The sequence below is a fragment of the Capilliphycus salinus ALCB114379 genome (assembly GCF_047276495.1).
GTDB lineage: Bacteria > Cyanobacteriota > Cyanobacteriia > Cyanobacteriales > Microcoleaceae > Capilliphycus > Capilliphycus salinus.
Genome location: NZ_CP178543.1, coordinates 4,613,013 through 4,633,110, shown reverse-complemented (window position 1 = coordinate 4,633,110; position 20,098 = coordinate 4,613,013). Strand labels below are relative to the sequence as shown.

Here is a 20,098-nt window from a genome sequence, read left to right as displayed (position 1 = left end):
TTGTGATAGTCATCACCAATTAACTCGATCAAAATCACTAAATTAACGGACTTCAACCCATAATCCTTGTTGATATATCTCACTTGCGATAAAGATCAAAATCAATTCCTCTCAACACCATCATCACTGAAACTATAGGAAATATTGACTATAGATAAAGAGGGGAGAGGAATAAATCTTATGGAAATCAAATGTACAACTTGTCCGAAAAAAAGCTGTCCTTTTAAATCTTCGGGGATTAAAATCTCGGGATTTTCACTATTTATAGTCGGGTGTAAAATTAGCTATCGAGGAGAACAAATCTTTGATTTAAGTTGGTTAATTGAAGGGAAACCCTTTATGCGATTGCGAAAATCTCAAATCAAAAAAGCCCTAATCAAACCCAAAAACAATCAAATCGCCAGTTAACAACACACCTTAAAACTCACGCTCACTCACACCAAAAACCTTTAACAAATTACCTTTAAATCACTCGGCTCAATAATTTTCGATCCAGTTCTATAATATAATCTCGACCATATCTTCCATTTTCTAAACCCTCAAATAAACCCGAGGGTAAATCTTGACGGACTTCCTCACTACAAGATCCAGAAGCCATTGCGATCGCCGCAACCGTGTCTACATCCCCCGTAAATGCCACACAATCGAGTAAAATATTACTGAGGCTATCATTACGAACAATCGCCGTCACCGCAGCTTGGACGCATTGCCAACCCAATGTGCTAACTTTTTGGTTCCAAGGAATAGACCAACTCCCAGGAATATAACGTTCTAAAAATAATCCCAGTCCCTCCTTATTTCCCAAACGGTACAGAAAATAATGGGACATCAAAGCCGCAGCGATCGCCGCATTAATTCCATTGGGGCTATTATGGGTTAGTTTAGCTTGAATGGTTGCCGCTTCGATCACCTGTTCGACAGTCGGTAAAATTCCCACCGGCATCACCCGCATCGCCGAACCGCTTTTATCACTGGTTCCCTGTATTTTAGCCAGAAATTCTTCACCATCATTGACAGACAACAGAAACTCATAGAAGCGACTGGCGTAACCTTTTCTCGGATCGCGTTTAAACGTTTTTACAAACCGACTCGCGAGAACTTCCGGCGTCCAAGGATCATTAGCAATTAAAGTTTCAGCGATCGCCAAACTCATCTGAGTATCATCGGTGTAGCTTCCCGGTTTCAGGGTATGACGGGGGTGTTGAACATAACCGCTTAGGGTGTTGTGAGTCGCGACAAATTCATCCGGGGCGAATTCAAAACCGGCGCCGTAAGCATCACCAATGGCAAGTTCGACTAACATACCCACTCTTGTGAAGTTAACAATATTGTAACTGATCGCGATCGCATTAATTCTATTTACAATAAGACAATAGGGTAAACATAATAACAAAAAGCCAACATGGTACAAACACCCGCCAGACCTGAAACCGAAACCCTATCAATAGAATTACCCACAACGATCGCCCTGTCCGTTACCCAAGAACAATTTACAGCCTTAGCCGCAGCCAACCCCGACTTGAGACTAGAAAGAACCCCACAAGGAGAATTAATTGTCAACCCCCCTGATTGTTGGGAAACCGGAGAACGTCATAGCAATCTTTCTGGAGAGTTGTATTTATGGTGGCGTAATTCGGGGGAAACGGGTAAAATTTTTGACTCCTCGACTGGTTTTATTTTACCTAATGGTACGAATCGATCCGCAACAAAAACAAGTAGAAATTTATCGGCCATAATTGGCAGTCGAAGTGTTAGAAAATCCCTCCGAGTTCTCCGGTGAAAGGGTGTTAACCGGTTTTGTATTAAATTTGCGTCGGATTTGGGGTTGAACGTGAAATTCTGCAACTCTGAACTTAAAAAGGGGTATTGTTTCCCATACCCCAAAAGTTTATTCAATATTTAGTTATTAAAAATTACATCCAACCCAACTGTGCTTTTGCCGTATTCACAGCGATTTTTACATTACCTTTGTTATTAGATATGCTGTATGGTTTAGCTGGATTGTCGGGATTTGGATTAATTGTAACTATGTTATTTGCCCACAGATTGCTACTGTATGACCAGTCCAGTTGAGCGAGTTGGGAAATTTTATAAGAATCAAAACATTGCTCATTTTCATTGTAGCATAAATGCAGTAATCGAGCTAAAATTTCTAAGCCAACAGATCTCCCTAAAATTGATTTTTCCTTAATAAAATCGTTAATTTCCTCAACGGTTAAATCTTTGGGGCTTTGACCGGCAATATATTGAGTTTGGGGGCATTCGGAAAAGAACTGGTTGAAAGCCTCCGCCAAAATTCGAGAAGCTTCCTCAACATCATAATCTTCTAAAGTCGCATTCGGATCATTTTCAAACGCACAACTGACCGCAGTCGCAATAAATTTATTCGTATAAATCAACTTTTTCTTAGAATTGGGAGTGCGTTTAATCTTTTCGGTTTTCCCCCTAAACATCGAAACTTTTTCGACCAATTGTTTCAAAATCCCAACTTGACCGCTAAACTCTCCGAAAGACAATAACAAAGATTGGTCGAGTTCTTTGGTTTGTGCCATATCTCGAAAATCTTTCTGACACTGGTTAAAATTCGCTTCTAAAACCAATGTAATGGGAAAGAAATTTTTTCCGATTAACTTAATTTGTTTGTTTCTATACAACTCATCAATAGCTTTCCAGCGATGCTGTCCGTCCGTAATATCAAGGGGCGTATCCAGGGGAATTCCAACAAAACACACTCCCAAACCCAACTCAATTACCGTGATTTTTTCCGGGTCAATATTGGCGGTTAACGTTCCCAAAATCCAAGGCTTATCTAGACTGGCATGATGAACAATATACTCTTTAATTTCTTCGGCATGACCTTTAACAACCGGACGATTTTTTCCAGAGTCGGGGTCGTTATCTTCCGAGGGTTTGGCTTCTAGTAGGGTGGGAATATCTCGGGCGGGAACATTAATTTGAATCATTTGCCGTTTTCCCTGTTGGAAACTTAAACCCAGACAGCAAAAATTTTCTTCTCTATATTTTGAAAAAAGGGGAGAAAATACAGCATAAAGCTGAGAATTGAGTTCGGTAAAATCATCATTAATATCGTTCATGTTGAGTGAGGTCATGCCGTCCTGATACATAAAATTCTGTGAGTTCTATTTTGTATTGTAAATGTAAAAATGATCAGATGACCACCCCCTAACAAACCGTATCAAACACCATATATTATTCTCGGATTTGATATCAAAAAAACTTGTAGCGTTAACATTTTTTGACCTCTCCCCCAACCCCTCTCCACCTCTCCCTATCCTCTCCACCTCTCCCTATCCTCTCCACCTCACCGCAGCGCCCTCTCCACCTCACCGCAGCGCCCTCTCCTACCTCTCCCTAACCCTCTCCTACGAGGAGAGGGAAATTGTGTCCCAAAGGGACTATTTATTAGTTGGAGAGGGGGAAAATCGTGTCCCAAAGGGACTATTTATTAGTTGGAGAGGGGGAAAATCGTGTCCCAAAGGGACTATTTATTAGTTGGAGAGGGGGAAAATTGTGTCCCAAAGGGACTATTTATTAGTTGGAGAGGGAAAAGGTGTCCCGTCGGGGACTATTGTTTAATGGCGAGGGGAGTTAAACTTTCTTCAGTCCTGTTAGGGGGAGGTTGGTGGGGGTTATTTTAATACAATATTTAGCCTCCTCCTGTTAGGGGGAGGTTGGTGGGGGTTATTTTAATACAATATTTAGCCTCCTCCTGTTAGGGGGAGGTTGGTGGGGGTTATTCAACTACAATATTTAGCCTCCCACCCCCCGATCTTCGGGGGGCTAGGGGGGATAAAGGGAGGTTGGTGGGGGTTATTCAACTACAATATTTAGCCTCCTCCTGTTAGGGGGAGGTTGGTGGGGGTTATTCAACTACAATATTTAGCCTCCCACCCCCCGATCTTCGGGGGGCTAGGGGGGATAAAGGGAGGTTGGTGGGGGTTATTCAACTACAATATATTGGGTAATTTAATTTCTCTGGGCTTCACAAACCGCCCCTCAAAATTAACCGCCCTATTCTCAAACGTTCTCGCCTCCGCCAACCCCCGTCGCAACTCCGCCCGATCCATCGGTTCATCTATTCCACCCAATATATAAACCAACAACTTCGCCGCCAGATCTCGCCCCGCTACCCGGATACGCCGTTTACTCGGATCGAATAAAACCCCATACCACAAAGACTCGGGGTATTCTATCCCATTAAACCCGCCCTTGGCATCAAAAGACCGCAACTTTTCAAACAAACTCACCAGCGGTTTTTTCTGCTGAAACACCAACACCCCCAACCCCTGGGCGATCGCCACTTGACCCACCGGACGAAACAAAATATTACTCTCGCCCCCCGGTTTTTCAAAGCTAAACCGCCGCAACACGGGAGTTTCCTCGCCCCTTTCCAGACGTTGATAACTCGGCAAACTCGCCAACGCATCCAACAGGCGCCGCAACTCCTGCATCCCCTCGTCAAGTTCGTCATCGTCGGGACGCATGGGAACTAACCCCGGTTTGGGCGAAAGCCAGTGAGGAAAGCGATCGCTTAAATAGCGTTGGGTCATCTCTTTGAGGGCTTGTAAGGTGGTTAAAACCGTAGACTTGGAGGCCACCGTTGCACTATCCCAGTTTATCCGAGGGTTGCGATCGCGTTTTTCCATTAATAAAGGATGAGTTACTGCCACCTGTCGCGTTACAATAGAAAACCCGTCATCCTCGTCGAGTAGCGCTAACTGACCTTTGGTGAGTTTCACCGCCATCAGGTTAACGTGAACAAAAATAGATCGGACCCGTTGACGGGCGATCGCGCGAGTTTCTCCGGGAACTATTGCGGGAATGAACTCGATCCCAATGGTTTCGGAGGCTAAGTTTCGCATCTCCTCGGGGGTTAAGGTTGAAACTTCGGCCATGTCCGCGAAGGTGATGGGTTCCCCGACGGCTTTTTTGACCTTGGTGTAGGGTTGGAGTTTTCCACTTCGCAACAGTCGCATTAAGCCCTGTATCCCCATCAGGCGATGTTGTCCGTCTAAAGCAAATACTGAAACATCGGACGATAAATGCAACAGTCCCAGTTGTCCGCCACTGTCTAACCCCTGAAATGCGATCGCCGACTCGGTGGCCCGTCCTTCCTCATCCCACTCAAAAGCTTTCGGATGGTTGACCCAAGACGGACAGATAACAACTAACAAGGCGGGGAACTTGTGGGCTTTGTGGGTGGCGAGGTATTGGGCGAGGGGGAGTTGACGCGACCAGTCTAGGGGGCGTTGTAAGATGTCTTCTACGGTGTCCGCGACTCGTTCAACGTTGCCGGTTTCTGGGTTCAGGTGGCGTTTAAACAGGGGGAGTTGGGAAGCATAACCCACTTTGCGATCCAACCAGTCCAATGTTACTGAACCGATAAAGGCTTCTGTTCCTCCCATCTGGGTTTTGTGTACCAGGAGGGTGTCGGGGGAGTTGAGGAGGGGTTCAAGAACCTTCGCGATTGGCTCCGCCACTGCGCTCCGCGCAATCGCTTCTCGGTCTTGGGGGTTGGGTTCGGGGGTTGGATCGGTTGCAGATTTCATTCGTAAATATTAAGCTATGAGAACAAGTTTTTAAAAACTCTATGATACGGGTTATTATAACTGAACAGGGTGCTAGTAAAAGGGCAACAAACATGAGTACCGCACAGCAAGAAGAAAAAAAACAAAAAAATCGCACTGTCGCTGAGTTGGTAGAAGTGGTAGAAGCTCTTACTACTGAGATTCAGCAATTATACTGTCTTGATCAGGTTCCTTGGGTAATTGGTTATTCAGGCGGAAAAGATAGCACTGTTACATTACAACTGGTTTGGAATGCGATCGCCGCACTTCCACCAGAAAAGCGCAGTAAAACTATTCATGTAATTACAACAGATACATTAGTAGAAAATCCTATAGTATCAGCTTGGGTCAGGAAATCTCTAAAAGCGATAGAAGTTGCAGCCCAAGAACAGAATCTACCATTTGAGCCTCATTTGCTACATCCTGAACTTACAGAAACCTTTTGGGTAGGATTAATTGGTAAAGGTTATCCACCACCTCGCGGAAAATTTCGTTGGTGTACAGAACGACTAAAAATCCAGCCTTCAAACCGTTTTATTCGCGAAGTTATTAGAACTAGAGGCGAAACAATCTTAGTCTTAGGAATTCGGAAAGCGGAAAGTAAAACCCGTGAACAGCGCATGGAAGAAATAGAAAAAAAGCGTGTTAGAGAACATTTGAGTCCTAATATGAATCTGCCTAATTCACTGGTTTATAGTCCTATTGAAGACTGGCAGAATGATGAAGTATGGATTTATTTAATGCAATGGGAAAACCCTTGGGGACATAGTAATAAAGATTTATTTACCATGTATCGAGGAGCAACCGCAGATAATGAATGTCCGTTAGTTGTTGATACCTCAACTCCAACTTGTGGAAGTTCTCGTTTTGGCTGTTGGGTTTGTACTTTGGTTAGTCAAGATAAATCTTTAGCGGCGATGATTAGAAACGATGAAGAAAAAGAGTGGTTACAGCCTTTGTTAGATTTACGTCAAGAATTAGATCTTGAAGAAAACAGAGATAGACGTGATTTTAGACGAAGAAATGGAAAAGTTCAATTATATGAACGCAATTTAGATGGAGAGGTTTCTATTGAACCCATTCCAGGCCCTTTTCTAAAAGAGGCGCGAGAGTATTGGTTGAGAAGATTATTAACGATTCAAAAAGAAATCCGTGAGAATGCGCCTGAAGACATGGGGGAGATCACCCTTCTAACAATAGAAGAACTTAGCGAAATCCGTCGAATTTGGTTAGAAGAAAGACACGAATTTGATGATAGTTTACCGAGGATATATAAAGAAGTGACAGGAGAAACCTTTATAGACGCCTATCGCGGCATGGAAAACAGTCTGTTAGGGAGTGATGAATGGACAACCCTAGAAGAAATTTGCGGGGAAAACGCCATGCACTTAGAATTAATGGCAAAACTGTTAGATACCGAACGACAATATTATACAAAAGCCCGTCGTTTGGGAATCTTTGAAGACCTGGAAAAATGTTTTGAAACCAGTTCGCGAAGCAAAGAAGAAGCCATTGCAAACGCCCACCTGAGACGCAATTTAAAGTTAGCCGCCCAAGAAGGAGACGTTGAAACCATTAAACAACTAACTTGGGGAAACATGAAATATTCCAAGAATTCAGAAACCACCAACGATGAGGAGGAATAGGTTAGTTAAACCGGGGAATAAATTCCCGGTCTGAAAACCCAAGTCCTCTTAAGAGGACTTTATGTATTAGACAGAGATTTTAATCTCTGGCGGGTGTGGGGGGTCTGGCTGACGGGTGTGGCTGACGGGTGTGGCTGGCGGGTGTTGACGGGTGTGACGGGTCTGGCCGTCTGAAAACCGAAGTCCCCGACGCCGGGGAATAAATTCCCGGTCTGAAAACCCAAGTCCTCTTAAGAGGACTTTATGTTTTAGACAGAGATTTTAATCTCTGGCTAAATCCTGTATAATCAAATCAATCAATATCTTAATAACCATGTCACTGTGGAGACTTTATTATCATATAATCTGGACAACAAAAGAACGTCAACCTCTGATTACAGCCGATAAAGAAAAAAAGTTATACGGTTATATTATTAACAAAGCCGACCAACTCAACAGTATTGTTCACGTAATTGGAGGCATTGAAGATCATATTCATTTGGTCGTCTCAATTCCCCCAACCCTATCAATTTCAGAATTTGTTAAACAAATAAAAGGCAGCAGCGCCCACTACATGAATCATGTTTTATCTACATCCTCAGACCGATTTACATGGCAAGAAGGATATGGCATATTTTAAATGGGATACAAACAGCTAGAAAAAGCCGTTACCTACGTCAACAACCAAAAACAACATCATCATAATAATCAAAATATAATAGCTGCCCTCGAACAGACCACCGCCAAAAACGACCCTCCCACAGTTTGGCAATCCCCCTCAAAAAAAACAGTATAGCATCACATGATATTCCTAGAACTCGTCCTGCAAAACTTCGGTCCCTACCAAGGAAGACAAACCATCAACCTTCGCCCGGAAACCAACGGAAACCCCCGCCCCATCATCCTATTTGGAGGGATGAACGGAGGGGGAAAAACAACCCTAATGGACGCCATTCGCCTCGCCCTCTACGGACAACGCGCCCAATGTTCGACGAGGGGAAACCTCAGCTACAATGACTTTTTAACCCAGTGCGTTAATAGCAACGCTTCGCCCATCGAAAAAACCAGGGTAGAACTCGTATTTGAACACGTCAAAGAGGGTAAAATGGAAGAATGGCGAATCGTGAGAACCTGGACAAAAAACCCCAAAGACGGTAAAGATGAATTGGGGATTGTTATCGGAGAATGGCCGGATAAATCTCTTATTAGTATTTGGGATGAATACATCGAAAATATTCTTCCTTTGGGAATTTCTAATCTGTTCTTATTTGACGGGGAACAAGTTAAAGAATTAGCCGAATTAGAGAAACCTCCCCAAGCTGTTATTGATGCTATTTATAACCTGTTAGGACTCGAACTCGCCAGCCGTTTATCGACCGATTTAAACATTCTCGCCAACCGCAAACGAAAAGAAGTTGCAGATGTTGAAGAACGTGCGGAAATCGAAGAAATAGAAGCGCGTCTCGCCCAACAAGAGGAACAAAAAAAAGTTGTAAAGGAGAAATTAGAAGAACTTAAACTGCAACTGGAATTAGCCCAAAAACATCAAAAGAAAGCCTCAGAAAAGTTTATTTTAGAAGGGGGTAAAATTGCCCAAGAACGTTCCCAACTGAAAAGCAAAATTAAAGAATTAGAAACAGCCCGCGACAACCAACGCCAAACCCTGCGAAACCTGGCAGCCGAAACCCTGCCCTTACATTTGATTTCTCCCCTGCTTGTTGAAGCGGAAACTCAAGCCGAAAAAGAACTCAAACGTCAACAATCTCTCGCCGCTAGGGAAGTCTTACAAGAACGGGATAGCCGCCTAATTAATTATATCACACAACTCTCGCTCGATTCCCAATCCGTCGAACAAATACAATCATTTCTAGACCAAGAAAATCAAACCCTAGAACAAGAAATAGAAAGCGATATTCAGCCTTATTTAGAAATTGATTCGGAAACATTTAGTCAATTTAAAACGATTTTCTACTCCCAGTTACCCGCCCAAACCCAACAAACGAAAGATTGCTTAAAACAACTGCAAACCCTACAGGATGAAATAGACGCCACCGAGAGAAAGTTGGAAATGGCACCGCCCGAAGAAGTTTATAAAAAGCTAGAAGACAAACTCAAACTATCGGAAACTGAACTCCTCAAAGCCCAAGCCGCCCACGAAGAAGGACGGCGAAACTTGGATCAAATTAAAATCGCGATCGCCAAAACCAAAAAAGAGTTAGATACCTACGGCGACGGTACTTTTAAATACAAAAGCGGTCAGCATCTTCTCGACTCCATTCAAAAAGTACAAGAAACCCTCGCCGAATTTAAAGAAAAACTCACCCTCAAAAAACTGAATAAACTCGAAGTCGAAGTTGCCGAATGTTTTCGTTATTTATTACATAAATCAGACTTGGTTCATCGAGTCATTATCAGCAGCGACGACTTTAGCCTCACCCTCTACAATATCGAAGGAAAAATTGTTCCCAAACATCGACTTTCTGCGGGTGAAAAACAACTCCTGGCGATCGCATTTTTGTGGGGACTGGCGAGGGTATCGGGACGCAACCTCCCCGTCGCCATCGACACCCCCCTCGGACGCCTGGACTCCTCTCACCGCCAAAACCTGATCGAACGTTATTTTCCCTCCGCGAGTCATCAGGTGATCCTGTTATCGACAGATACCGAAATTGGCGAAAGTGAACTGATCAACCTGCGGGAACAAGAAGCCATCGCCCACGAATACCTGCTAAAATACGACTCCCAACAAAGCAAAACCCTCGTCGAAGCGGGTTACTTCTTTTCTTGACTTTAGAGGTTGTCCATCGGTCGAAGCTAAATCTCGCCGTTTTTATTGAAAAAGACTCTTATTAATCGAAAAATAAATAGAAAAACTTTTTAATAACGATTTGAAAATCTTTTCTAAGAGTTAAAATCGGTTATTTTTTTGCTAAACTTTTTATATCTGACAACTAATCATGTCTACTGAAAAAATTAAGGTAAAAATCGTTGGTAGAGCGTTCAAACAAAAAAGATGTGAACGAACAAATCCTAGCCAGCTTTAAAATTAGCCAGGAATTATGGCAACGTTTTCAAGCTAGGTGTATTGAAGATGAAAAAACAACACCAGAAGTTTTAAGCCAGTTAATCGCTGACTACTTAGACGAAATGGGGGAATCTTCTGTCAAGAGTTTAGATAAACTTATCAATCAGATAATCCGAGAAACGGTTGAACAGTATTTACAACAAAATCTAGAAACCCAAGTTTTAAAAACCGTCGAAAATCGGCTAAATGAACTCATTCAAAACTCCCTCGAACATCAACTTCAATCTCAGAGAAGTCAAACCCCTGAGACTCCATCCCCCCAAGAAACCCAACCCACTCCACCCCAACAAAAAAACCAACCCACCACCCTAAAAACAGCCAAAGAATTAGGCGATATTTTAGGCGTTTCCGCCCCTTATATTACCACCCTAAATCGCATCGGAGAATTGCAACAAAGAGGTTGGGAAGACTCGGGAAAACGTCGCGGAAAGACGATATTATACAAACCCATTGATTAGCCGAATCTCATCCCAACCCAAAAATTGATCGAAATATTCGGTAAAATTAAGGCAAAATATAAATAGACGTCAACACTCTCACTCCTCTTATGACAACCTATGACTGGATTATCGTTGGTGCGGGAATTACCGGAACAAGCCTCAGTTATGAACTGGCGAAAAAAGGTCTGAATGTACTCCTGATCGAAGAAAATCCAACTTTTGAAAACGCCACTCGCTACAGTTACGGTGGACTGGCTTATTGGTCGGGAAGTACCCCCCTAACTCGCGAACTTTGTCAAGAGGGAAAACAGCGTCATCAAATTTTATCCGAAGAATTAGAAGCCGATACCGAGTTTCGAGAAGTTGACCTCATTTTAACCGTTTCCCCCGAACAAAATCCCGAACAAATTGCCAAAAATTACGCCAAATTTATCACGCCCCCCCGCTTATTAACCCCGGAAGAAGCTTGTCAAATTGAACCGCTTCTCAACCCCAACGGTATCGCCGCAGCTTTTACCGTTACTCACGGTCATATTTCCCCCGAAAAAACCAATTTCGCCTATTTGGACGCTTTTAAACGACTGGGGGGTAAATTAGAAATTGATACGGTTACGGAGTTGGTGAAACAAGAAAATAAAATTACGGGCGTTAAAACAAAAAATGAGACTTATTTCGCAGAAAATACCGCCATTTGTGCGGGAGGTTTAAGCCGGAGTTTGTTAACCTCTGCGGGAATTTCAATTCGTTTACATTTCACCCATACCGAAGTGTTAGAAACGCCCCCCGTTGAGACGAATTTAAGAACCGTTGTTATGTCTGCGGGAATGGAACGCTTTCAACTCGAAGCCGACGCCGCCAAACCGGAATTTGAAGCGCTTTGGGATGAACCCGGACACGAATTTGTTCCTTTAATTATTGATGCCAGTGCGGTACAATTATTAAATGGTAAAATGCGAATCGGTCAGCCGTCTCGGGTGTTAAGCGATCCGAATGCTAAAATTAATCCCGCCGAAAGTGAAGCCCAAATTCGCAACGCCATCGGGAAAATTTTACCCGCTTTGCAAGATTTACCCGCCCATTGGTATCATTGTTTGGTGGCGTTTACGGCCGATAGTTTGCCCTTGGTTGGTGCGATACCCAATTTAACCGGAATTCATATTTTTTCGGGATTTAGTAACCCGTTGGTTTTTGTTCCGCCCCTCGCCCAACGCTTCGCCAACCACGTTACCGGACAACCCGATGAACTCGTTAAACAGTTATCGCCCCTGCGTTCAACCCTTTAACTCAGAAAATTGAAAACCTTGATATTGTAAGCCTTTCGGGAGATTATTTTTGCAATTCTCGAAAAAAATTTTACCCAAATCCGTAAAAAGTCACCATCTCAACCGATAGAGAAGTAGAAACCGAGTTACTTTTCACATTTAAAGGAAAGATTGGCATGGTACTACAACCCGATCCCTCTGGAGAAGCTCGTTTACTGGGTGATTCTACTTCTGAAATTGTTTTTGTGACCGCTCAACAAGCAGCAGATTTTCCATTAGGAGTCTTGCTTTTAGAAGGAGATGATACTGTTACTGGTGCAGCTTTTGCCGACGATCTAATTATCGGAAATCAAGGAGAAGATGTAATTTCTGGTTCGGGCGGTCAAGATTCTCTGTTTGGGGGTCAAGGTAGAGATTTAGTGAGTGGAGATCTCGGTAATGACTCTATATTTGGGAATAGAGACAATGATGCTTTAATAGGGGGCGAAGGTGATGATTTAATGTTTGGTGGTCAGGGAAATGACCTCATAGGCGGTTCGCTGGGGAATGATACTTTATCGGGAGATCAAGGCAGAGACTTTATATCAGGTCGAGACTTTTTTACGGATTTTGGTAATAAGCTTTATATTTTGGAAGTAGAGTCAAATGCACAGGATATTAATGATGCAGATTTGATTACTAGCTTTCTAATAGGTACGGATCAATTGGGATTAACCGGAGGATTAACCGAAGATGACCTAACCTTAGAAGCCGCACAAAACGTAACTGTATCTATCAATCTAGAACTCTCCGCAGGTATTACAGAGATATTCGACAGTTTTGGTCTTCTTCCTCTGCTTAGTGGAGAACCTTTCTTAACTTCAGGAACGATAATCCGGGCAGAATCTACCGGAAATATTATCGCTTTTGTCGAAGCGGTTACTCCTCAAGATCTCGAAGGAAGTTTTGTGAGTGTTGACGGATTTTAGGCGAAACTTGAACCGCCAAAATCCGGCGGGACATCCTGCCAACGTCCCTGACCGACGGCCTGAATTGCTTCTTTCAAGTCAACATCTCCGGTGTATAAAGCGCGACCCACAATCGCCCCCGTTACCCCCAACGGTTCCAAGGATAACAAACTTAACAAATCCGTCACCGAACTAATTCCCCCGGAAGCGATCACCGGAATGGCGACTTCGTTTGCAACTTCCCGCAGCGCCGCCTTATTCGGCCCCTGTAACGTACCATCCCGATGGATATCGGTATAAATAATAGCGCTGGCGCCCAACTGTGCCATCTGATGGGCGAGTTCGGTGGCCAACACTTCCGAGGTTTCTAACCATCCTCTCGTCGCAACTTTTCCGTCACGGGCGTCAATTCCAACCACAATTTGTTGGGGGAATTCTTGACACAACTCCGCGACTAACTGGGGATTTTCGACGGCTACAGTGCCTAAAATTGCCCGTCTCACGCCCAAATTTAACAGGGTTGCAACCGTTTCTCGACTGCGTAACCCGCCCCCCACTTGGACGGGAATATTAACGGCGTTGACGATCGCTTCTATAATTTTATGGTTGGTGGGTTGACCGGTTTTCGCGCCGTCGAGATCGACCAAGTGCAACCAAGTCGCGCCCTGATCGGCCCACTGTTGGGCGACAGCAACCGGATCGTCGTTGAAAGTTTGGGCTTGCTCGTAGTCGCCTTGGTATAATCTTACACAGCGTCCGTCGAGTAAATCAATCGCAGGAATGACATCCATGAGGTATTTGGGTAATCGTCTTAACCAGATTTTAGGAGGTTTTGGCGATCGCTTGATCAATTTGTTGCCAGAGTTCCTCCACAGTTGAGGAATTATCCAAAACTACATCTGCCATTTTACATTTTTCCTCAAGCGGCATCTGGCTGTCAATTCTGGCGATCGCTTGTTCGGGGGTGAGAGAACCGTTACTTCGTTGTATCAAACGACACCGTTGTTGTTCGGCAGAACAAGAAATTACCCAAATTTCTGTTACCAAATCGGTCATTTCGGCTTCAAACAGCAGGGGGATTACCAAAATCGCTGTAGCATTTTTACCCGCTTCATACTGAAGTTTGGTAATATTGTCAGAAAAGCGATCGCGGACAATCGGATGAATTTGCTTTTCGACCCAGTGACGTTCTGTTAAGCTATTAAAAATAATATTACCGAGTTGGGAACGATTTAAGCTACCATCAGAGAGTAAAATCTCAGTACCGTAGCGACGAACGAGCGCCTGCAACACGGGGGAATTCGGTTGTACGGCTTCGCGAGAGTAGACATCTGCATCCCAAACGGGAAAGGGGTAAGTCTGGGTTAAATAGTTGGACACGGTGGTTTTTCCGGTCGCAATTCCCCCAGTTAAGCCAATCAAACGCATGAGAGTGTTTTCGGTGAGTTAATTTCTGCGATCGCCTGTAATCTACTATAGTTGACTGTGGCTCCCTTTTAACGAATATTGGCGGAAATTTCAAGCCGTTTTTGGGTTAGACTGTATGGGGAGCAAGGATAAAAATTAAACGATTTATACATTGGAGTTGGTAAAATTAACTAGAGGAAATCAGGGTAGACTCGCGACCTTTTACACTTACTGTTAAACTGGTTGATACGGGAGTTTCCCAGGAGGATTTTCAATGAACCCAAGCAACTACCTCAAGTCAGTGGTTTTCTCCTTACCCCTGACAATACTTTTGGTTTTGGAAACTTACGAATTTCCCGAGAGTTGGCGATGGAAAATCTTCTCGGATTTCCAATCAAAAAAAGTTGTTGCTCAACCGATTGTTCCCGAACCCAACAGTACCAATACCGTTACCAATCAACAGGGAAATCAGATTAATATAGAAGGGGGAAAGTTATCGGGAAATGGGGCGAATTTGTTTCATAGTTTCACCGAGTTTAATGTTGAGTCCGGACAGGTTGCCAACTTTTTATCGAATAATTCCATTCAAAATATTTTAACTCGGGTGGTCGGGGGAAATCCTTCAGTTATTAATGGTTTAATTCAGGTGACTGGGGGAAATGCCAATTTATTTTTAATGAACCCTGCGGGGGTGATTTTTGGATCGAATGCAAGTTTAAATGTTCCCGCTTCTTTTACCGTCACAACAGCTACCGGAATTGGATTGGGTTCAAATTGGTTTAATGCAATTGGAAATAATGATTATGCGAGTTTGGTGGAGACTCCTAACGCTTTTCGGTTTTCAGCAACCGGATCGGGGAGTATTATTAATGCAGGTACACTTGCAGTAGCCTCGGGAGAAAATCTCAGCTTATTAGGAAGCAATGTCATTAATACCGGGGAACTGATCGCACCGGGGGGCCAAATTACCATCGCCGCCATTCCCGGCGAACAAATTCTTCGCATCAGCCAAACCGGACATTTACTCAATTTAGAAGTGACGACAGCCGACATGGGGGGGTATTCGTCGGAAATCGCGCCCCTGTCGCTACCCCAACTGTTAACCGGAGGCGATCGCCAACACGCAACCGGGGTGACGGTACTCGCCGACGGTCGGGTAGAATTAACGAATTCGGGGACCGAAATCCCCACATCTAACGGTGTCGCCGTCGTTTCGGGAAGTACCACCGCAGAAGCGGGAAGCGTCAATATCGTCGGGGAAACGGTGGGGTTGGTCGATGCTTTGGTTGACGTTTCTGGTATTAACGGGGGAGGTATCGTCAGAATTGGGGGCGATCGGCGGGGAAGCGGGTTAATTCCAAATGCAAACTTTACTTTTATTAATCGTAATTCTTCTATATTAGCCAATGCAGAAGTCACGGGAAACGCCGGAGAAATTATTATTTGGTCGGATCTCGAAACTCGGTTTTTTGGCAGTATTAACGCCCGGAGTGTGACCGGAAATGGCGGCTTTGCAGAAATCTCCAGTTATGGAAATTTAACCGTAGATGGAAGCGTTGATTTGCGGGGGGCAAATGGCAGCGTTGGAACTTTGTTGTTAGATCCTCTTAATATTACCATTGTTGATGGCAATGAAGCAATAGAAAATGAAAATTCTCTGCGAGATAATCAGATTTTAGCCGAGAATAATCCCTCGGAGTTTACCATTTCAGAAACCAGTTTAGAACGGATTGGAGAAACGGCCGATATTGTTTTGGAAGCCCGAGATAATATTACAATTAATGACCTGGCGGATAATCAACTTAATTTGCAAGCGTCTAGCGGTTCGGTGACGTTTACCGCCGATGCAGATGGGGATGGAAACGGCGTGTTTTCTATGAGTGCTGATGATAGTATTCAAACCGCCGGTGGAACGATTACGATTACAGGAGTTGACCTTAATATTGGCGATCTTTCTACCAATGGCGGTAATATTTTTCTCAGTTCAACGTTTAATGGAGAGATTGAAACCGGTCAAGTTTCAACGGCGAATTCTTCGGGTGTGGGAGGGGATATTACCATTGCTACAAATCGAGGTGAAATTTCTACAGGCGATTTACAAACGAATGGTTTAAATCAGAGTGGGGATATTATTCTTAATAGTGGGAGGAGTATTACTACGGGTGAAATTTCGACTCAAGCCCTCAATCCGATTTCGGGTGAAGGCGGTGATGTTAGTGTTAATGCTGTGGAAAATATAGAAGTTGATTTGGTGAATAGTTCGGGTTCGCAGCAGGGGGGAAAAATTAGTATTAATAGCGAGGAAGGGAATATTAGTTTTTCCTCCGATTCTTATAGTTTAGATGCGACTTCTGCTGAGGGAACGGGCGGAAATATTCAAGTTCAGACCTCTCAAAGACTGAGTTTAAATTCGGTGAATGCTAAAGGGAGAACCGCCGGCGGTGATATTAATTTAGAAGCTGAAGTCGAAATTAATGCCGAGACAATTCGGACGGGTTCATTTGAGAATAGCAGCCAACAAGAATTAAGGCAAAATACGGGGAGTTTAACGGGTAATGTTACTCTCACCAGCGACGAGATTAATATTACAAATCTAGTAGAAGGAAGCGGAAATTTAATTCTACAACCCGCCACAGACGCCCAGGATATTGCGATCGCCAACAGCGGGAATAATTCGGGGTTGTCCTTAGATTTAACATCCGATGAAATGGGAACGATTCAAAATGGTTTTGACCAAATTATTATCGGAAGATCGGATAGTAAAGGGACGGTTTCTATTCAGGGAAATTTAACGGTTCAAGACCCGATTTTGATTCAATCTCCTTTGGGTCGAATTAATACAGAAACGAATTCATCGGGTAGTCCTTATACTTTGACGGGAGTGGATGATGCGAGTTTGAGTTTTAATGCGTTGAATGATATTAGTTTGGGAAATCTGATTACAAATGGTCAGAATATTACTGTTACCAGTCAGTCGGGGCGAATTACTTCCCGACAAATTCAAAATACAGGTTCCCCACAAGCAACAATAGAATTAACCGCCAATGAGATTGATTTTGTTGGGGGAAATAACTCAATTATGGGGAATGGGTTTTTGCGGTTACAACCCTCCAATAACCGCCAAGCCATTACATTAGGAAATCAGGCGAATACAGAGGCTTTGGACTTGAGTGGAAGCGATTTGAATGCAGTTGCAAATGGGTTTGAATTAATAACTATTGGTCGGTCAAATAGCAGCGGACCGATGACAGTAGCGGGAGATATTACTTTTCGCGATCCGGTTATATTGCGAACGCCTAATTTTCCCGGTTTTGTGGTTGCAGAAGGAACAATTACCGGCGTTAATAATGCAGCAATTCAAATCGAAGCGGATGGCAATATATTCTTAGGTAATATTAGCACAACAGGTCAAACATTACAACTCACCAGTATTAGCGGTCAAATTACCACCGGCAATTTACAATCTGGCGGTCAAATTAATCTGCAAGCAACAGAAGCCATTGAAACCGGAAATATCACGATTTCTTCTAATTCTGTCTCGAATTCAACCCAAGCAAACCCTCAAGTGAATCTCGTGAGTCAAGAAAGTGATGTCGTTGTCCGGGGGAATATTAACACCAATCCAAATAGCAATCTCACCGGGGTAAATATTCAAGCAGACGGTAGAATTCAAACCAATAATATTACTTCCAATCAAGAGATTAACCTCACCAGCGAACGGGGCGAAATTGTCACTGGAAATCTATCCACAGAAGCCACTGAAGACGCTGGAAATATTACCGTTCAGTCCGGCGATCGCATTACAACCGGAACCCTAGAAGCCACTTCTTCCGAGGGAAACGGGGGAAATATTCGCCTAGTTTCTCCCAATGATATTGAAGTCAGTTCGATTAATACAGAAGCCGCAAAAACCGGAGGAAATATAGAAATAAATACCCAACGTTTCTTTCGGGCGACCGGAACATTTACAGCAGCAAATCAAGTTGAAGCCAGTATATCTGCAATTGGTTCAGAGGAAGGGGGAAGCATCGTTCTTCCCGCATCAACCCGCAACACATTTGAAATCGGAGATGCGACTTTAAACGGTACGGTTGGGGGAATTACAAACGGAGAAATCACCGCTTTACCCCCGACAAATAACGCCGTAAATCCTCCCCAAAAACCCGAAGCAAACGAAGATAATATTCCCCCAGAAACTCCCAATCAAACCCCAGATAATCAAGAACCCGTTATTCAAGATAATCCTTTAGAACCCACAACAGAAAACCCGTCTAATCCTTCAGAAAATGGAGAAACTCCCCTCGGTGAAGATGTAGATTCACCAACGGATATTATCACAGAAAATGATAATTTGAATAACAATGAAGAAATCGCCCAAAACATAGAAAATATTCCCATTCAACTGGAAGGAACAACCGTTTCAAGCGATCAAATTGCCACTTCTACTTTTTCCTCATCCGTCTTACAAATTGATTTGTTTCGCGGTCAGGAATTTATCAAATATTTTGGTGAAAATATCAATAAAAATCCAGTTAGCGATCAAAGTATTCGTCAAACCCTGAGCGATATTACCACACTAACCGGACACAAACCGGCGATTGTATACGTTTCAATACAAGCCAATCAATTAGAAATGCGGCTGGTTTTACCCGATGGTCAACCTCTATTTAAAAGTACCCAAATCAAACGAGAAGAACTATTACAAGTTGTTCGAGAATTTAGCAATCAAATTCGCAGCCCCAGAAGTCTAAGCGATACCGAATATAAAATGACCGGAAAACAACTCTATGATTGGTTGATTTTACCCTTAAAAGCCGAGTTAGAAAAGCATCAAGTTAAAACGTTAATTTTTTCAATGGATGCGGGGTTAAGAACCTTACCCATTGCTGCATTATACGACGGCGAAAAGTTTCTGTTAGAAGACTATAGTTTAGCATTAATTCCCAGTTTGAGTTTAACCGATACCAGTTATGTTCACCTGAAAAACTCAAAAGTTTTGGCGATGGGAGCGTCTAAATTTACCGACCCCACCCAAGAACCTTTACCTGCGGTTCCCCTTGAATTGAGTTTAATTGTTAAGGAAAATAAATGGCCCGGTCAATCCTTTCTCAACGAAGAATTTACCATTGATAATCTCACCAACCAACGCAAAGAAAAACAATTTGAGATTATTCATTTAGCCACACACGGGGAGTTTTTAGCCGGGGGTGCAAACCGGTCTTATATTCAATTTTGGGACCAAAAATTATGGTTGGATGAACTGCGTCAGTTACGTTTAGATCAGCCCCCCGTCGAACTTTTAGTTTTGAGTGCTTGTACCACCGCAGTTGGAGATGAAGAAGCGGAATTGGGTTTTGCGGGACTCGCCATTCAAGCCGGGGTAAAGTCAGCGATCGCCAGTTTGTGGTACGTTAGTGATGCGGGAACTTTGGGACTGATGAGTACCTTTTATGATGCGTTGTTACACAGTCCCATCAAAGCAGAAGCCCTCAGACAAGCCCAACTCGCCATGTTACAGGGGAAAGTTCGTTTAGAAGATGGAAAATTAGTCTATCAGAAAAAGACCATTACCGCAGATGTGGAATTACCCCCAGAAATTGCGGTGAGGGGTGATGTTAGTTTGTCTCATCCCTTCTACTGGGCGGGTTTTACATTAATTGGAAGTCCTTGGTAAGAATTATGAATTATGAATGATCAATTATGAACTATGAATATTATCTCTTGCCTATTCCCTTCTTAACCCA

At 43.4% G+C, this 20,098-nt stretch carries 12 protein-coding genes and 2 pseudogenes; 9 read left to right on the top strand and 5 right to left on the bottom strand.

Annotated elements, in window-relative coordinates; all coding sequences use genetic code 11:
- Positions 1–180 precede the first annotated feature (180 nt).
- Positions 181–408 carry a hypothetical protein gene (locus tag ACL6C3_RS18700; RefSeq protein WP_413160544.1) on the top strand — a complete coding sequence of 76 codons (228 nt, stop codon included), beginning with the start codon at positions 181–183 and terminating at the stop codon, positions 406–408.
- A 55-nt stretch (positions 409–463) separates the two neighbouring features.
- Here the strand turns inward: ACL6C3_RS18700 and ACL6C3_RS18695 are convergent, their stop codons facing one another.
- Positions 464–1,303 carry an ADP-ribosylglycohydrolase family protein gene (locus tag ACL6C3_RS18695; RefSeq protein WP_413160543.1) on the bottom strand — a complete coding sequence of 280 codons (840 nt, stop codon included), beginning with the start codon at positions 1,301–1,303 and terminating at the stop codon, positions 464–466.
- 99 nt (positions 1,304–1,402) lie between these two features.
- On the opposite strand from ACL6C3_RS18695, the pseudogene ACL6C3_RS18690 reads away from it, so the two are divergent.
- Positions 1,403–1,829 (top strand): annotated as a pseudogene (locus ACL6C3_RS18690) (Uma2 family endonuclease).
- A gap of 84 nt (positions 1,830–1,913) precedes the next feature.
- On the opposite strand, the gene ACL6C3_RS18685 reads toward ACL6C3_RS18690, so the two are convergent.
- Together ACL6C3_RS18685 and ACL6C3_RS18680 are read right to left on the bottom strand one after the other, a co-directional pair.
- Positions 1,914–3,110 (bottom strand): DNA sulfur modification protein DndB, encoded by a 1,197-nt coding sequence (locus tag ACL6C3_RS18685; RefSeq protein ID WP_413160542.1) that lies wholly within the window; start codon positions 3,108–3,110, stop codon positions 1,914–1,916.
- Positions 3,111–3,968: 858 nt separating this feature from the next.
- On the bottom strand, positions 3,969–5,570 hold the full coding sequence (locus tag ACL6C3_RS18680) for a DGQHR domain-containing protein (RefSeq protein ID WP_413160541.1): 1,602 nt from the start codon (positions 5,568–5,570) through the stop codon (positions 3,969–3,971).
- 92 nt (positions 5,571–5,662) lie between these two features.
- Between ACL6C3_RS18680 and dndC the strand changes: the two genes are divergently transcribed.
- The 6 genes and pseudogenes from dndC to ACL6C3_RS18650 all read left to right on the top strand — a co-directional run bounded on the left by dndC (position 5,663) and on the right by ACL6C3_RS18650 (position 12,968).
- Complete coding sequence (gene dndC / locus ACL6C3_RS18675) at positions 5,663–7,234, top strand: DNA phosphorothioation system sulfurtransferase DndC (RefSeq protein ID WP_413160540.1); 1,572 nt, start codon at positions 5,663–5,665, stop codon at positions 7,232–7,234.
- Positions 7,235–7,547: 313 nt separating this feature from the next.
- Positions 7,548–8,009 (top strand): annotated as a pseudogene (gene tnpA / locus ACL6C3_RS18670) (IS200/IS605 family transposase).
- A 6-nt stretch (positions 8,010–8,015) separates the two neighbouring features.
- The gene (gene dndD, locus ACL6C3_RS18665; RefSeq protein WP_413160539.1) at positions 8,016–10,001 is read left to right on the top strand and encodes a DNA sulfur modification protein DndD; all 1,986 of its coding nucleotides are present in this window, start codon (positions 8,016–8,018) and stop codon (positions 9,999–10,001) included.
- A 227-nt stretch (positions 10,002–10,228) separates the two neighbouring features.
- Positions 10,229–10,756 carry a hypothetical protein gene (locus tag ACL6C3_RS18660; protein ID WP_413160538.1) on the top strand — a complete coding sequence of 176 codons (528 nt, stop codon included), beginning with the start codon at positions 10,229–10,231 and terminating at the stop codon, positions 10,754–10,756.
- 89 nt (positions 10,757–10,845) lie between these two features.
- Positions 10,846–12,021: an NAD(P)/FAD-dependent oxidoreductase gene (locus ACL6C3_RS18655; protein ID WP_413160537.1), complete on the top strand. Its 1,176-nt coding sequence runs from the start codon at positions 10,846–10,848 to the stop codon at positions 12,019–12,021.
- A 155-nt stretch (positions 12,022–12,176) separates the two neighbouring features.
- On the top strand, positions 12,177–12,968 hold the full coding sequence (locus ACL6C3_RS18650; RefSeq protein WP_413160536.1) for a calcium-binding protein: 792 nt from the start codon (positions 12,177–12,179) through the stop codon (positions 12,966–12,968).
- Here the strand turns inward: ACL6C3_RS18650 and hisA are convergent.
- Positions 12,965–13,738: a 1-(5-phosphoribosyl)-5-[(5-phosphoribosylamino)methylideneamino]imidazole-4-carboxamide isomerase gene (hisA, locus tag ACL6C3_RS18645; protein WP_413160535.1), complete on the bottom strand. Its 774-nt coding sequence runs from the start codon at positions 13,736–13,738 to the stop codon at positions 12,965–12,967. The genes ACL6C3_RS18650 and hisA overlap by 4 nt on opposite strands.
- A gap of 31 nt (positions 13,739–13,769) precedes the next feature.
- Entirely contained in the window at positions 13,770–14,375 is a 606-nt protein-coding gene (gene coaE / locus ACL6C3_RS18640; RefSeq protein ID WP_413160534.1) for a dephospho-CoA kinase, read from the bottom strand.
- A 253-nt stretch (positions 14,376–14,628) separates the two neighbouring features.
- On the opposite strand from coaE, the gene ACL6C3_RS18635 reads away from it, so the two are divergent.
- Positions 14,629–20,028 carry a CHAT domain-containing protein gene (locus tag ACL6C3_RS18635; protein ID WP_413160533.1) on the top strand — a complete coding sequence of 1,800 codons (5,400 nt, stop codon included), beginning with the start codon at positions 14,629–14,631 and terminating at the stop codon, positions 20,026–20,028.
- Positions 20,029–20,098: the final 70 nt, after the last annotated feature.

Excerpts from the sequence above, each read along its gene's own strand:
- ACL6C3_RS18700 (WP_413160544.1), top strand. The coding sequence starts at position 181 with ATGGAAATCAAATGTACAACTTGTCCGAAAAAAAGCTGTCCTTTTAAA.
- ACL6C3_RS18695 (WP_413160543.1), bottom strand. The coding sequence starts at position 1,303 with ATGTTAGTCGAACTTGCCATTGGTGATGCTTACGGCGCCGGTTTTGAA.
- ACL6C3_RS18685 (WP_413160542.1), bottom strand. The coding sequence starts at position 3,110 with ATGACCTCACTCAACATGAACGATATTAATGATGATTTTACCGAACTC.
- ACL6C3_RS18680 (WP_413160541.1), bottom strand. The coding sequence starts at position 5,570 with ATGAAATCTGCAACCGATCCAACCCCCGAACCCAACCCCCAAGACCGA.
- dndC (WP_413160540.1), top strand. The coding sequence starts at position 5,663 with ATGAGTACCGCACAGCAAGAAGAAAAAAAACAAAAAAATCGCACTGTC.
- dndD (WP_413160539.1), top strand. The coding sequence starts at position 8,016 with ATGATATTCCTAGAACTCGTCCTGCAAAACTTCGGTCCCTACCAAGGA.
- ACL6C3_RS18655 (WP_413160537.1), top strand. The coding sequence starts at position 10,846 with ATGACAACCTATGACTGGATTATCGTTGGTGCGGGAATTACCGGAACA.
- ACL6C3_RS18650 (WP_413160536.1), top strand. The coding sequence starts at position 12,177 with ATGGTACTACAACCCGATCCCTCTGGAGAAGCTCGTTTACTGGGTGAT.
- hisA (WP_413160535.1), bottom strand. The coding sequence starts at position 13,738 with ATGGATGTCATTCCTGCGATTGATTTACTCGACGGACGCTGTGTAAGA.
- coaE (WP_413160534.1), bottom strand. The coding sequence starts at position 14,375 with ATGCGTTTGATTGGCTTAACTGGGGGAATTGCGACCGGAAAAACCACC.
- ACL6C3_RS18635 (WP_413160533.1), top strand. The coding sequence starts at position 14,629 with ATGAACCCAAGCAACTACCTCAAGTCAGTGGTTTTCTCCTTACCCCTG.